The sequence below is a fragment of the Leucobacter sp. USHLN153 genome (genome assembly GCF_037145615.1).
GTDB lineage: Bacteria > Actinomycetota > Actinomycetes > Actinomycetales > Microbacteriaceae > Leucobacter.
Genome location: NZ_JBBCXE010000001.1, coordinates 472,480 through 486,295, shown reverse-complemented (window position 1 = coordinate 486,295; position 13,816 = coordinate 472,480). Strand labels below are relative to the sequence as shown.

Sequence of the window (13,816 nt, the reverse complement as noted above, 5' to 3'; positions counted from 1 at the left end):
GCCCGCCCCGGATGTGAGGAATCGCCGTGACGTTCAACGACAACGTGCGCATCGACAGCTCGAAAGCGCGCAAACGCAAAGGTGGGAAAGGCGGGGTCATTGCGGGTGGCGGCGCGGGAATTGCCCTGCTGCTCGTCATCGGGTCGCAGTTGCTCGGCTTCGATCTGACCCCGTTCGCGCCCGCGGTGCAGCAGATCGCGGGCGGAGGAGCGACGTCGGAACAGGCCGATGAGGTGCTCGATTCATGTGCGAGCGGTGCCGATGCGAACTCGAATGTCGAGTGCCGGATGGCTGCGACGGCTGATTCGCTCGACCGGTACTGGTCGACGCAGGTGGGCAACTACCGGGCGCCTGCGCCCGTGGTGCTGTTCAACGGCCAGACGCAGTCAGGCTGCGGCACGGCGTCCTCATCGACCGGTCCCTTCTATTGCCCGCCCGACGAGACGATCTACGTCGACGTCGCGTTCTTCGACACGCTCACCGAGGACTACGGTGCCTCCGGCGGATCGCTCTCGCAGATGTACGTGCTCGCCCACGAGTGGGGTCACCACATCTCGAACCTCATCGGCACCCTTTCCGGGGCCGGGCAGGAGACCGGGCCGACTTCGGGGTCAGTGCGACTCGAGCTGCAGGCCGACTGCTTTGCGGGAGCCTGGGTGCAGAACGCTTCGAACGTGACGGACGAGACCGGCGTGCCCTACTTGAAGCCCGTTACCGAGCAGCAAATTGCAGACGCGATGAGCGCGGCCGCCGCCGTCGGAGACGACCACATCATGCAGTCGGCCGGAGTCGAAGTGAATCCCGAGCGCTTCTCGCACGGCATCTCGGAACAGCGCCAGCGCTGGTTCATGACCGGGTACGAGGAGGGCCCGACCGGCTGCGGCACGTTCGACGTTCCGGCCTCGCAGCTCTAGCTGCCGAGGCGGCGCAGCCCGATGTCAGCGACGCTTGCGACGCTTGGCCTGCCGCGCTTCCGCCTTCTTCCGCTCTGCCTTGTCTTTTGCGGCCTGAAGCTGAGCTCCGCGCGAGTTTGGCTTGAGTTTCGGGGCCTGCTTGCGTGCCTGCGTCTGCTGCTTCGGAGCGCGCTGCGTCTGCCGGGCCTCCTCGGTCGCGGACTCCCGGGAGCTGTTCGCGGTGCGGCCGCGGAGGATGCCAGCGAGGTGCTGCACCGTTGCGTCGTCACGCTCCTGCGCCCAAACCGCCCAGATGACCGGGCCATCGAGCGGCGCTTCATCCTCCTCGGGCCGCACGGGAAGCACGGCGTGCTCACGCTTATTCACGAGGTGGCGAGCGAGCGGCACGGGGAGCAGGATCGCGCCCGCCCCGGTTGCCACGAGCTCAAGGGCGGCACGGGGGTGCCTCGGCATCCATGACGGGTCATCCCAAGGCTGCGGATCGGGCCAGCCCGAGAAGTGGTCCGGGTGGTCGAGCAACTTCACGAACTGCAGCTCCGCGAGACTCACCGATTCTTGCTCGGCAAGCTCGTGGTCGACGGGCACAACGAGCGCGACGGTCTCGGCGTACAGACGGATCGCGTGGCGAGTCTTCAGCACCTCTGCGGTGGCTACCGAACCCGCGGGGCGCCCGTCGGGAGCAGTGCGCTCGATGAGCACGTCGCAGTCGGCGGCGGCCGCGGCAGTCTCGGGATTCCCCGCGTCGAGTGCTGACCCGAAGGCGACCGGAAGGGGAACGAGCTCGAGCTTGCGGCCCGGCGTCGCGGTCTTCCAGCGGCGGGCCCACTTGCTCGGCGCGACACCGCGGGCGAACCCCAGGCGGATCGGCGCGACGCTCGATCCTGCGCCCGTCGCACCCGCTGCCGCGCCGCTCGCGCTGCCGCTCGCTTCGCTGCTCATCGCGTCGCTTGTCGTGTCGCTCACAGCGCCACCTCTCCGTAGATCTCGTGGGTGTAGGGAAGGCGCGCGGCCGACAGCACAAGGCGGTACTCGCCGGCTTGCAGCGAGCGCGCCACGGTCTCGTGGCTGGCGGCGGCCGCCGCAGTGCCCGCGCGAGGGGCGCCCGTCGCTCTGATCGGCGTTCCCTCGGCGAGGTAGTGGGGGAGCGCAAGCGTTGCGTGACCCTGAGGCGGGTTGCCGCTCGCGGGCACCACGCGCCACCACGCCACCGAGTGCCCATAGAGGGCGAGTACACGACCGACGGCTCGCGGCGCCTCGGAACCGATCGCGATTCCGACGTCGCCGTACGTCATCACGCGCCCCCCGGGGATGCGTTCGACGACGCCGAGCACGGCTTCGACGAATTCGGCGGACGGCATGCGATAAGACTACGCGTCGCCGCCGACACTGAAACCGCGGCGGCCGCTGTCTTCGACTGCCACCGCGCGGCGCCGGGCGCGCCTACGCCGTCGCCACCCCGAACAGCGTGCCGATCGAGTAGGTCGCCGCTACCGCAATGCCTCCGAACAGGAGCTGTCGCGCCGCACCCGCGAGCCAGTTGCGCCTTGTGAACCGCGCCGCGAGTCCGCCCGCGATGAGCAGGCCCACACCGCCGAACGCGAGGCCGAGGCCGAGGGTGCCGAACCCGAAGAAGAACGGAATGATCGGGATCAGCGCACCCACCGCGAACGACAGGAACGATGAGATCGCGGCGACCCACGGCGAGGGCTGGTCTTCGGGGCTCATGCCCAGCTCGGAGAGCAGGTGCACGCGTACGGCCTGATCCGCATTCTCATGCACCTGCTCGGCAGCCAGCTTCGCGATCTGGGATTCCACACCGAGGTTCTCGAGGAGTGCGGTCAGCTCGGCCTTCTCGCCCTCCGGGTTGCGCAGGTGCGCTTCCCGCTCGATTCGCACCTCAGCCGCCAACTGCTCGTTCGCCGCGCGCACGGAGGTGAACTCGCCGAGCGCCATCGAGATAGCGCCCGCGATGAGGCCCGAGATTCCCGTGATCGCCACGAAGTGCGGGGCCGCACCCGCCGCCGCGATACCCGCGACGAGCCCGAGGTTCGAGACGAGGCCGTCCATGGCTCCGAAGACGCTCGCGCGCAACCAGCCGGAGCTGACGTTCGCGTGCCGATGATCGTATTCGTGCGGATTGGCAAGGTTGATGCCAGTCATGTGTGCTCCCCGGGTCGTGCGGTGCGCGGTGGCGCACGGTGAGCAACCGTAGCAAGCTTGCGGCGGAAGGCAGAAGCCGAGCGGAGACCTCGGCGCGGGGTGTGTCGAGAGTTCGACGAGGCGAACTTTCGGCCCTGATAGAGCGGCGGCGGATCGCACGTCGTGGGCGCGCCCACGCCTCACCGGGCGGGCTGCAGCTCCATGACCTCCCCCTGCCATCTCGATCGCAGCCAGCGGTCGTGCGAGGCGACGATCAGCGCGCCCGCGAAGTCCTGAAGCGCCTCCTCGAGCTCCTCGACCAGGGTGAGCGACAGATGGTTCGTGGGCTCGTCGAGCAGCAGGGCGTCGGGCGGATCCGCGACGAGGGTCGCGAGCACCAGCCGGCGACGCTGCCCCACGCTCAGCGAGGCCACTGGGCGGTCGAGGTCGCGCGCGGCGAGAAGGCCCGTCTGAGCGAGTGGGTGCAACTCGGCGCGGTCGTGGCCGACGATCTCGCGGTAGTGGTCGGCCGCGGTGCGATCCGGTCTCTCGAAGTGGCTTTCCTGGGGGAGATAGCCAATGCGCCCGAGCCGCACGAGCTGGGTCTGATCCGCCGCATCTGCAGCGCTTGCTCCCGGATCCTGGCTCGGCTCGAGCGCAACTGAGAGGATCGCGAGAAGCGTCGACTTTCCCGCACCGTTCGGCCCCGTGAGCAGGATCCTGCCGCGAGAAGCGAGGGTGAGCGAGGTCGGCCGTAGCCGCCCTGCGAGCGACACGTTGTTCGCGATGAGAACCGGGGAATCGGGATGTGTCGCGACGGAGACACGCGACCCGTCTTTCGTGGCGGGGGGTACTGTTCCGCTTCGGTCGAGGTCCGTCGCGAAACCCGAGAATGTGAGGGGCTCCGGCGGCCGCCGCACGCGATCTCGCTCGAGCGCGTCGAGGCGCACCCGCGCGTTGCGAGCTCGTCTGGCGGTGACGCGCGCGTCTTTGTCGGCGTAGAACTTGCGGGTGATTCGAGATTCCGACTTCGACTCATGCTTGCGGTTCACCTCCCGCGATCCGACCTCGATCTCGTGCAGCAGGTCACGGCGTTCCTCGCTTTCTTGCGCATAACGTTCGCGCCAGCGGTCGATCTCGCGACGCTTCGCCGCTCGCGCCTCCGAGTAGCCGACGCCCCAGAGCCTGGCACCGAAGCCAGAACCGGTGTCCGCGGTCGTCTCGGTTGCTGCAGTGGGCGCACTCATGTGGCGCTCGACGCCGGTGCTCGCGGAGCCGGTCTCTGCGTCGGCGAGTTCTGTCGCGCCAACGGGGAGGGGGTCGAGGTCGAGAATGCGCGTCGTGATCGCATCGAGCAGCGCGCGGTCGTGGCTCGCGACGATGACGATGCCCGGCCAATTCGTGAGCACGCGTTCGAGGTAGGCCGCGGACTCGTCGTCGAGGTGGTTTGACGGCTCGTCGAGCAGGATCGTGTGCGGGGCGCTCAGCAGGAGCGCCGCGAGGGCGAGGCGCAGGCGCTGACCGCCCGAGAGCTGGCCGATCGGTCGATCGAGTTCGATGCGTCCGAGGCCCAGGCCCGACAGGGTGTCGCCGCGACGCGCCTCAGCGGCCCACGCGTCGTCGTGCTCGGCCCGTTCGAGCGCGTCCGCGAACGCTGCCGCCACACCGGGATCGTCGGGCTGCTCCGCCATTCGCGCGCCCCACTCCTCGAGAGCCGCGAGGGCGGCGACAGCCGCTGATTGCGCGTCGTCGAGCACGCGCGCCACAGGGGTCGAGTCGGGGTAGGGGAGCTCCTGCGCGAGCAGGCCCACCGAGCCGGGCACGGAGATGCTGCCGCGATCCGCCGCGAGCTCACCCGCGATAAGGCGCAGGAGCGTGGATTTTCCCGTGCCGTTCTCACCGATCAGCCCGAGTCGATCGCCGGGGCGAGCGGTGAAGGAGATGCCAGTGAGCACTCGACGGTCGCGGAAGGCGTGCGAGACATCGTCGACGGAGAGGTGTGTCGGGCGGCCGCTCGGCGCGGCGTCGGCGTGCGTCGCGGCTCGGACTGCGGCGCGTGAAGTGTCGGTAGATGGGCGGCGTGCGGCGGCTGAAGCGTTAGCTGGGGATACCGGTGATGTCGCGGGCATGGGAAGCCTTTCGGAACGAAATGGGGTTCCGCGGGGCAGTGCCGTGAGGAGCGCGGTGGTGCCGAATGGTGGCTCGAATCCCTGATGCTCGGTTCTCGAATGCCGCGGTGCGAGCGACGAGAGAACGGACAAGGGTGGCGGGTGAGCCCGCGAGCGAGTGATGGCATACGCGCGATCCCGGCGCCTCAGCGCAGAACGGGAACGTCGTTAGCTCTTCACGCGGTCGACTGTACTCGCGGCTCACGGCGCGCACAAGTCTTCCGTGCCGCTCGGTGGACTGTTGGCGTGGGGTACGGGGCGTGGGGCACGGGCGCGGGGTGGGCTGCGACGCTTCGTGCTGCGTGGGGTTGTCGCCGGGAATGGTCGCGTTGCTTGAGACCGGAACCGGCGGGCGTCGGGGGACCCGCGTAGGCTGGGCGCCGCACGGTGTTTCGAGAACGCGGTGGAACGGGGAGTGCTCATGGGGCCAGAAGCAAGCGGTCGTCTCGTAGCGACGTCGCGCGGAGCCGATCTCGTGCTGGTGCGCTCGCTCGCGCTCGCCGCCGAAGAGGCGTGGGCCTTCGTTACCGAATCCGAGCACACCGAGCGGTGGTTCGGGCCGTGGGAAGGCGATGCGCGACCCGGTGGCGCGGTGCGGCTGCGCATGCGCTTCGAGGATCACGAGCCGTCTATCACGCTTCGCATTCACGCGTGCGAGGCGCCGCATCGGCTCATCATCGAGGCCGACCAAGAGGTCGGCGGCTGGAAGCTCGAGATCCTCGTCGAGGAGGACGGGGAAGATGACGCCCTGGTGACGCTCATTCACCATCTCGGAAGCGACGACCTGGGTGGCGTCGGCGAGATCGGGCCCGGGTGGGAGTACTACCTCGACCTGCTCGTTGCCGCGACGGAGGACACGGAGCGCCCCGGATTCGACCAGTACTACCCGGCGCTCCGCGACGCGTACCAGGCGATGCGCGGCTGACCCGCGAACGGTCGTTGCGCCGATGCGACGCGAATGGCCGCATTACGGCCCGGAAGGGGCCACTCGCGTCTCATGGACGGGTGAATGCGGGTCGCGGGCGTTGACTCACCGATAGATATCGCTCCGATGGCCGATCTCAATCGCGAGGACGACGAGCTCTTCGTCGCGGATTTCGCACAGAATTCGATAGTCGCCGACGCGATACCGCCACTTGTGAGAGAGATTCCCGGTGAGGCCCTTGCCGTGCGCTCGCGGATCTGCGCACCCGTTGATGTTCTTCAGCAGCCAAGCGACAATGACCCGACGAACGCCCGGGTCGAGCTTAGACAGCTGCTTGTCGGCTCTCCGGGAGAACAATAGCTCCCACATTTACAAGTACTTCGCCGCAATCTCGCTCGCTGAGAGAGTCGCTGGGTCGGCCTCGTGCTCGTCCTTCGCGCGATCCCACGCCTGCAGGTCGAGCTCATCTTCAATGCGGTCGAGTGCGGATCGGCGCACGAACTCCGACACCGACATGTTGAAGGCGCGTGCATAATCTGCAAGAAGTTGCTTCTCGGAATCCTCGAGCCTCAGGGTCAGTGTCGTCGTCATAGCGCGCCTCCTGTGCGACATTGTAACACCCGCGGCCTGCCCCCGTCAGCGCAGCGTCACATCGACGCGTGAATGCGGGCGGCAGCCGAATTTTCGAACGCTACGCGTTCTCGGTGTTCGCTTGCAATCCCAGCGTGGCGGCGACGTGCTTCGAGGAGGAGTCGAGAACGTGGGCGTTGCAGTCGGGCTAGAGCGGGTTCGGAACGATGGCGTTTGCCTCTAATCAGATATCACGAAGCGCAGCCGAACAGATGTCTCCGTCATCGAACTGATGGTAGGCGCGGAGACAATAGAAATTCCGGTGACGCGGAAAATAAGCGCGCAGGCTGCAAACTGCTTGACGAGCAGAATTTACGCCCAGGAGTTTGTATCTCACTGAAGGCGCGAGGGCTGCTTGACGCTCACGGTTAAGTCTCAGAGGAGTAGATCTCGACGCCGCTTTCACGCCGAGAGGCTGAACTCGCCTCCCGGTGAAAATAGCGTCACTAAATCCCGCGGTGCGGACAAATGCGTAGTGATCAGTTCTCAAGGTCGAGAGTGGCCCGCAAAAGGCTCTCTTGGCTGCGTCGGTTTCTTACATCGTCTCTCCGAAGGCTCCTTCCCTCAGCAAGAGCCGTGGCGAATTCGTCGCGCGCAAGTGGAGTAACTCTAGGAATCACCGCATCGATCTCCGCGTCCCTTGCATCGAATTTAAGACTTTTTCCGCGCTCAAGCTGCTCTCGTGTTCTCCGAGTGCTTTCTCGACCGAATCCGTCCGCGAAGGCGGGATTAAGAACGACCGATGTCATCATCGCGAGGTGATACTTTGCTGCCCGGAGTGGGGTATCGTCCGTGACTCTCCCAAAGTGGCGATCGATGCGGTAGAGGATACGTGCCGCGTAGTAGAAGGCTTCGAGAGGGTACTCTCCCCATACAAATGCGTCTCTGCTCTCGAGATCCTTGGGTGAGCTGATTGCACGTGCAGACTCGCCGAACAGAGCTGATGCAACCGCCCTATTCATGTCCGGGGTGGTCACAACACGGGTGCGAGGAAACTCGATAGGAATACCTCGGTCTTGTCGTTCATACCGTAAGCCGCTGGTTCCAGTGTGTGCGAAGTAGTCCTCAACGTCCTGCGCTATTTTAGTGCTTGCCTGGATGTCGGACGCCGCGATTGGGGATTGAAGGTTCGTGGCGACGGCGATACTGCTGCGAACTTCTGAGTCGTCTGAGCTGACGATCTTTACTGGCACCCAAACTTCCTGAAGGTGGTCGGGCGAACTCTGGATTTGCTTGGAACGTGCCCAGCGAACTAGCTGGTTGCTAGTTTGCCCTCCGTTCACAATTTGGTAGCTGCTGAGGGTGAAGCGATCGCTCAGGTTAGACATCGTGTTTGCGACGATCGTCAGCCCGTTATTGAGAAAAGGGAAGTACGTGCGCTCAGCGGAAATAAGGGTTTCGCTTATCCTCGCGTTCACTTCATTTTCAGCTCCGAGGTCCAGTCGTACGTTGTCGTCAAAGATCCCAGGGCGAAGCTCCCCGGTCTCGTCCAACAGCAGCTTCATTAGCTCATCAGCCTGTAGCAGTCCAATGAAGGCTTCAGTCACGTTGCCAGTCTCAGGAATTGCCTGACGCTTTGAGAAATTGAACTTCACATTTTGTGGCCCGAAGCGTTCTTTCTGTTTTAGAGCGAGTTCCGGATGTCCGTGGAGCTGAACGTCCAAACTGGCCTGATACACCCCGTGGTTCTGAATCCGCTTGATCGCCTCGGAAACTTGGAGCTCTCCTCGCGCGCTCGAGGTGTCGTTTGAGCTTGTAGTTACGAAATAAATCTCACAAGGTATGTGGTTCTCTCGAAACTGATCCAGATTCTCGGCGATCTTATCGATCAACAGCGCCGCATCTACGAGTCGGGCAGGTAGTGAGATGCTCGTGGCATCCATAGCGTATTTTGTGACCGATTCCACGCCATGCAGGAATTTTGCGATCAGCTTTGTATCGTAACTCTCACTCGTCTTGGCCTGCATGAACACCACTTTTGCCGTGTTGGCGCTGCTTCCTGCTATCAGTTCCTCTATCTCGGCGGGCTCGAATACGGGAACACCATTTACGACTACTACGGCGATGTCAATTCCCTCGTCTGATCCACTGCCAAGTATCGTCTTCTCCAACATCTCTGTATCGTCACGCAGGTATTGGTAGAGGTAGTTAGCCGCCACGTATCGCTCAAACTGCTGGGCTTGTGTGCCTACCAGCTCAAGTTCCCTTACGAACTTCTCGAGTTTCTTCCTCGTGAGCTGGTGCACGGTGGTCTCCTTCGATCGGCATTGCGAATTGCGGTCGGGAGCCGGGCGAGCGGCACACGATTTCTCCCAACCTATCGAATTGTTGTGCGCCAGTCGAAGGGTTCGAATTGGTTTCCATTGTGAAAGTTGCGTAGGTAGCTCTTTAAGAGCGCGTCATCCGTGTCGCAGCTTCCTATGGTTTTGTCGCAGGCGGAATAGCTTCCCAAATGTCCTCAGAACGGCGAGCGACTGTCAACTGATTCTTCGGTATTCGGTTGCCATCCCAGCGCGGGGGCGACGTGTTTCGCGAAGGAGTCCAGGATGTGGGCGTTGTACTCCGGCCCCAACTGATTCGGGATCGTCAGCATCAGCGTGTCCGCCGCCACCACGGCCTCGTCCGCCTGCAACTGCGCGATGAGCCGGTCGGGCTCATCGGCGTAGGTCTTGCCGAAGGTCGAGCGGAAACCGTCGATGATCCCGACCTGGTCCATGTTCTCCCGCGAGCGCAGCCCGAAGTAGGCCTCGTCCTCCGCGGTGACGATCGGGAACACGCTCCGGCTCACCGAGACGCGCGGCGTGCCAGAGTGCCCCGCGGCGCGGTACGCCTCCCGGAAGCGGTCGATCTGCTCGCGCTGCAGCACGTGGAACGGCTGCCCGGTCGCCTCGGTGAGCAGCGTAGAGCTCATGAGGTTCAAGCCTTGACGGCCGACCTCTTCGGCGGAATCGCGCGATCCTGCACCCCACCAAATGCGGTCGCGGAGGCCGGGCGACCGTGGCTCGAGCGCGAGCCGGCCAGGGGGAGCCATCTGCGGGTCGCTATCGACGAGCGGTTCACCGTCGATCGCGCGCAAGAACAGGTCGAACTTGGCTCGCGCGAGATCCGCCCCACGGGGGTCTTCCGCACCGAGGTACCCGAACGCTTCGTAGCCGCGCAGTGCCGTTTCGGGTGATCCACGACTGACGCCGATCGCGATGCGCTGGTCGGCAAGCAGGTCGAGCGCCGCGAGCTCCTCCGCGAGGTAGAGCGGGTTCTCGTACCGCATGTCGATGACGCCGGTGCCGACCTCGATGTGCTTCGTGCGGGCGGCCATGGCGGTGAGCAGAGGGATCGGCGACGCGGCCTGCCGCGCGAAGTGATGCACCCGCACGTACGCGCCATTCACGCCGATCTCATCAGCCGCTTTCGCGAGCTCAACGGTCTGTCGCAGCATGTCTCCGGCCGTCCGCACGCGGGAGCCGGGCACCGGGCCGTAATGGCCGAAAGAGAGGAATCCGAATGATTGCATGGTTGCTGCAACCGTTCCCTGCTGAATATATTCCCGCGCATATAGTTCGGGATCGCGATCGGCCGTTCCGACGCATCGCCGAGAGCCGGTCACTGTTTTCTTCAGCCGGCGCCACTGAACGCGCGGCGCTTCGCGAGCGGCGTATCTCCGAACCAGAAAGATGTCGGAGGTGGTGAGTAATGTGGAGACCATGAGCGTTGTGATTGATCCTGCATTCGATCCCGTCCCGTCCCTGGCCCACAACACTGAGGTGCAAGTGGTCGCGAGCCCCGGGCTCGAGGGGGTCGGTGCCGGTGCCGACGCGCTCGCAATTGCGCGTCTGGCGACGGAGGAAGGCGAGCTCCCGTCGGAACTCGGCGGGGTCACGCGTGAGGCGCTCGCCGCAGCGGGGTTCACGGGTGGGCGAGGGCAGACTCTGGTGCTGCCGGGCGAGCGGCTGCAGGTGTTGGTCGGCATCGGCTCAGGCATTGCGACAGCGGCACACCTGCGCGACGCGGTTGCGGCCTTCACGCGTGCGGCTCGTGAGGCTGCCCAGTTGGTGATCGACCTGAGCGGAGTCGTTTCCGGCGGCGCAGGTTCGGCCGGGCTTGAGCCGTTCGATGCGGCGCTTGCGGCGACGGAGGGTGCGGTGCTCGCTCGGTACCGGTACGACGCGCTCAAGGGTGACCCGCATACCGTCGCGCTGCGGTCGCTGACGCTCGGAGTGCCCGAGTCCGACGTTGACTCCGCGCACGAGGGCGTCGAACGTGGCCTGATCCTGGCCCGGTCCGCGAGCATCGCGCGAGATCTCGCGAACACGCCTCCTCGTCACCTGAGCGCAGAGAAGTTCGCAACGGTCATCGAGGGGCTGGCCCCGCAGTTCGGGCTTGAGGTTGAGGTGTTCGACCGGCAACAGCTCATCGAGCTCGGCGCGGGCGGACTGCTGGGCGTGAACGCCGGCAGCGTTGAAGAGCCCCGAATGATTAAGATCTCATACCGCCCGGCCGACCCTGAGGGCCACCTTGCGCTCATCGGTAAGGGCATCATGTACGACTCGGGCGGCATCAGCCTGAAGCCCTCGAACGCAATGCATGCGGCGATGAAGTTCGACATGATGGGCGCGGGTTCCGTGTTCTCGTCCATGACCGCACTGCGTGACCTCGGGGCGAAGACGGCGGTCACGGGTTGGCTGATGTGCACGGACAACATGCCCTCGGGCAGCGCGACGAAGCTCGGCGACGTGCTCACCATCCGCGGAGGCAAGACCGTCGAGGTGAAGAACACCGATGCCGAGGGACGCCTCGTGATGGCGGACGGGCTCGTGCTCGCGACGGAGGATCTCACCATCGGCGAGCGCCGACCCGACGCGATCGTCGACATCGCGACGCTCACCGGCGCGGCGATGGCAGCACTCGGCACGCGCACGGCTGCGATGCTCGCGAATGACGACGAGGTTGCGGCGCAGTTGCAGGTCGCTGCTGACGCGACCGACGAGAACATCTGGCGATTCCCGCTCGACCACCGGTACCGCGAGCAGCTGAAGTCGAACGTCGCGGACCTCTCGAACATCGGCGGTCAGTACGCCGGCGTGATCCTCGCCGCCCTCTTCCTGAACGAGTTCGTCGACGGCACGCCGTGGGGTCACCTCGACATTGCCGGAACGATGCAGGCCGAGAGCGACGATCTCTGGCGTTCGGTCGGCTCGACCGGCTTCGGCGCGCGCCTGCTCGCCGAATACGCGACCAACTTCGCGCCCTCCGCGGGCGCCCGCACGGAGGAATAACGCGATGCCCCGTTCCGTATTGCAGGATCGCGACGCCTACAGCGCCGTCTTCGCCGACTTCGTGTCGGCGTCACCGAGCTCGTATCATGCGGCGGGAGCAATCGCCGAGAGCCTCACGAAGGCTGGATTCGCTGATCTCGATGAGCTTGCCGCATGGTCCGCTCTGGAAGCGGGTGGGCGGGGCTTCGTGCGACGTGATGGCGCGATCATCGCCTGGCGTGCCGGTTCCGACATCGACGCGACGAGCCCGGTTCGCGTACTCGGCACCCACACCGATTCCCCGGGATTCATCGTGAAGCCGCAGCCGGACTTCACCACCGAAGGGTGGGCTCAGGTCGGCGTCGAGGTCTACGGCGGGCCGCTCCTCACCTCGTGGCTGGATCGAGATCTCGGGTTCGCGGGTCGGGTGGTGACGCGCGACGGTGCTGAGCATCTCGTGCGCACCGGCCCCGTGGCGCGCATCCCGCAGCTTGCGATACACCTCGATCGCTCGCAGAACTCCGAGCTGACGCTCGACAAGCAGCGTCATACGCAGCCGATCATTGGCCTTGCGGATGAGGAACTCTCGCTCAGCGCGCTGCTCATTCGAGCGCTCGGAGGTGGGCGCAAGGGCTCCGGCCGCGGGCGCGCAGCTGCTCGATCCGCCGCCCGAGCGTCGCTCACCGCCGAAGATCTCGTCGGGCTCGACCTCCGATTGTACGACACCCAGGAGCCGCAGCGAATCGGAGCGAACGCCGAACTCTTCGCGTCGGCGCGTCTCGACAATTTGAGCTCGACGTATGCCGCTCTCGCCGCACTCCTCGAGACCGAACCCGAGCCCGGCACCATCGCGATGTTCGCGGCCTTCGACCACGAAGAGGTCGGCTCCAATACGCGTTCGGGAGCGGCGGGACCGTTTCTTGCGGACGTGCTCGAGCGCTTGCGATTCGGACTTGATGCCTCGGCTGAAGACACGGCCCGGGCACTCGCGGCCTCGTGGTGCCTGTCGGCCGATGCAGGCCACTCGGTGCACCCGAACTACGCAGAGAAGCACGATCCTCGCGTGCACCCGATTGCCGGTGCCGGCCCCATGCTGAAGCGAAATGCCAATCAGCGGTACGCGAGCGACGCCCAGGGAGCCGCGCTCTGGGCGCGCCTCGGCGAGACGGCTGGCGTTCCCACGCAGGAGTTCGTGTCGAACAACACCGTGCCCTGCGGTTCCACCATCGGGCCGCTCACCGCGACGCGGCTCGGCATCCGCACCGTCGACGTCGGTGTGCCGCTGCTGTCGATGCATTCCGCGCGCGAACTCGCCCATGTCGACGATCTCTACGGCCTCGCCCGCGTCGCGAGCGCGTTCTTCGAGCGAGCGTGACACGCGGCGCACGCCCAGTCGCCGCGCAATGTCAGCGGCGGCGCGGCGGCGCAACCCCCTCCGGTCTCGCGGCGTGATCTGCCGTTTTAGTGCCCGAACCGCCAGTGATTCGCTAGGATCGTGCCATGAGCGAGTTGCAGCAGACGGAGAACGGGAGCGTCGCCCTGTCACGGAACCAGCTGATGCCCGACGTGCAGCGCATCGGCACTCGCCAGATCGAGATCACATATCTCGGGAAGAATGCCGACGGGCTCCCGACGTGGATCATGTGGAACGCCGACGAGCCCATGTTCATCGGAATGCTGCGACAGGGCAAGATGGGGTACCACTTCGAGCAGCGCACCAGCTCAGGTGTGCTGCTGCTCGAGAATATCTCGCTGAGCCGTGTGCAGCGCGCGCTCGGCGGCTACTAA

At 65.4% G+C, this 13,816-nt stretch carries 13 protein-coding genes; 5 read left to right on the top strand and 8 right to left on the bottom strand.

All coding sequences use genetic code 11. The annotated features are described in order from the left end of the window. Positions 1 to 26 precede the first annotated feature (26 nt). Entirely contained in the window at positions 27 to 914 is an 888-nt protein-coding gene (gene ypfJ / locus WFH00_RS02285; RefSeq protein ID WP_336658973.1) for a KPN_02809 family neutral zinc metallopeptidase, read from the top strand. Between the two features lie 24 nt (positions 915 to 938). Here ypfJ and WFH00_RS02280 read toward each other — a convergent pair whose 3' ends face one another. From WFH00_RS02280 to WFH00_RS02265, 4 genes are all read right to left on the bottom strand, one after another. Further along, positions 939 to 1,877 carry a LysR substrate-binding domain-containing protein gene (locus tag WFH00_RS02280; RefSeq protein ID WP_336658972.1) on the bottom strand — a complete coding sequence of 313 codons (939 nt, stop codon included), beginning with the start codon at positions 1,875 to 1,877 and terminating at the stop codon, positions 939 to 941. Continuing rightward, the gene (locus WFH00_RS02275; protein WP_336658971.1) at positions 1,874 to 2,272 is read right to left on the bottom strand and encodes an MGMT family protein; all 399 of its coding nucleotides are present in this window, start codon (positions 2,270 to 2,272) and stop codon (positions 1,874 to 1,876) included. Before WFH00_RS02275 ends, WFH00_RS02280 begins: the two co-directional genes overlap by 4 nt. Before the next feature lie 82 nt (positions 2,273 to 2,354). Next, entirely contained in the window at positions 2,355 to 3,074 is a 720-nt protein-coding gene (locus tag WFH00_RS02270) for a VIT1/CCC1 transporter family protein (protein WP_336658970.1), read from the bottom strand. Between the two features lie 179 nt (positions 3,075 to 3,253). Continuing rightward, a complete protein-coding gene (locus WFH00_RS02265) occupies positions 3,254 to 5,182 on the bottom strand; it encodes an ABC-F family ATP-binding cassette domain-containing protein (protein ID WP_336658969.1) in 1,929 nt (642 codons plus the stop codon). Positions 5,183 to 5,642: 460 nt separating this feature from the next. Between WFH00_RS02265 and WFH00_RS02260 the strand changes: the two genes are divergently transcribed. Next, positions 5,643 to 6,146, top strand: coding sequence for an SRPBCC domain-containing protein (locus tag WFH00_RS02260; RefSeq protein WP_336658968.1), 504 nt, complete (start codon positions 5,643 to 5,645; stop codon positions 6,144 to 6,146). Positions 6,147 to 6,251: 105 nt separating this feature from the next. On the opposite strand, the gene WFH00_RS02255 is transcribed toward WFH00_RS02260, so the two are convergent. From WFH00_RS02255 to WFH00_RS02240, 4 genes are all read right to left on the bottom strand, one after another. Continuing rightward, a complete protein-coding gene (locus WFH00_RS02255) occupies positions 6,252 to 6,515 on the bottom strand; it encodes a type II toxin-antitoxin system RelE family toxin (RefSeq protein ID WP_336658967.1) in 264 nt (87 codons plus the stop codon). After that, positions 6,516 to 6,737, bottom strand: coding sequence for a type II toxin-antitoxin system RelB family antitoxin (relB, locus tag WFH00_RS02250; protein WP_336658965.1), 222 nt, complete (start codon positions 6,735 to 6,737; stop codon positions 6,516 to 6,518). It abuts the gene before it with no gap. Between the two features lie 518 nt (positions 6,738 to 7,255). After that, the gene (locus WFH00_RS02245) at positions 7,256 to 9,022 is read right to left on the bottom strand and encodes an AIPR family protein (RefSeq protein WP_336658964.1); all 1,767 of its coding nucleotides are present in this window, start codon (positions 9,020 to 9,022) and stop codon (positions 7,256 to 7,258) included. Positions 9,023 to 9,234: 212 nt separating this feature from the next. Next, the gene (locus tag WFH00_RS02240) at positions 9,235 to 10,287 is read right to left on the bottom strand and encodes an LLM class flavin-dependent oxidoreductase (protein WP_336658963.1); all 1,053 of its coding nucleotides are present in this window, start codon (positions 10,285 to 10,287) and stop codon (positions 9,235 to 9,237) included. Between the two features lie 190 nt (positions 10,288 to 10,477). On the opposite strand from WFH00_RS02240, the gene WFH00_RS02235 reads away from it, so the two are divergent. From WFH00_RS02235 to WFH00_RS02225, 3 genes are all read left to right on the top strand, one after another. Beyond that, positions 10,478 to 12,049, top strand: a complete 1,572-nt coding sequence (locus WFH00_RS02235; protein ID WP_336658962.1) for a leucyl aminopeptidase family protein — start codon at positions 10,478 to 10,480, stop codon at positions 12,047 to 12,049. A gap of 4 nt (positions 12,050 to 12,053) precedes the next feature. Then, positions 12,054 to 13,403, top strand: coding sequence for a M18 family aminopeptidase (locus WFH00_RS02230; RefSeq protein ID WP_336658961.1), 1,350 nt, complete (start codon positions 12,054 to 12,056; stop codon positions 13,401 to 13,403). Positions 13,404 to 13,528: 125 nt separating this feature from the next. Continuing rightward, a complete protein-coding gene (locus WFH00_RS02225) occupies positions 13,529 to 13,816 on the top strand; it encodes a hypothetical protein (RefSeq protein WP_336658960.1) in 288 nt (95 codons plus the stop codon).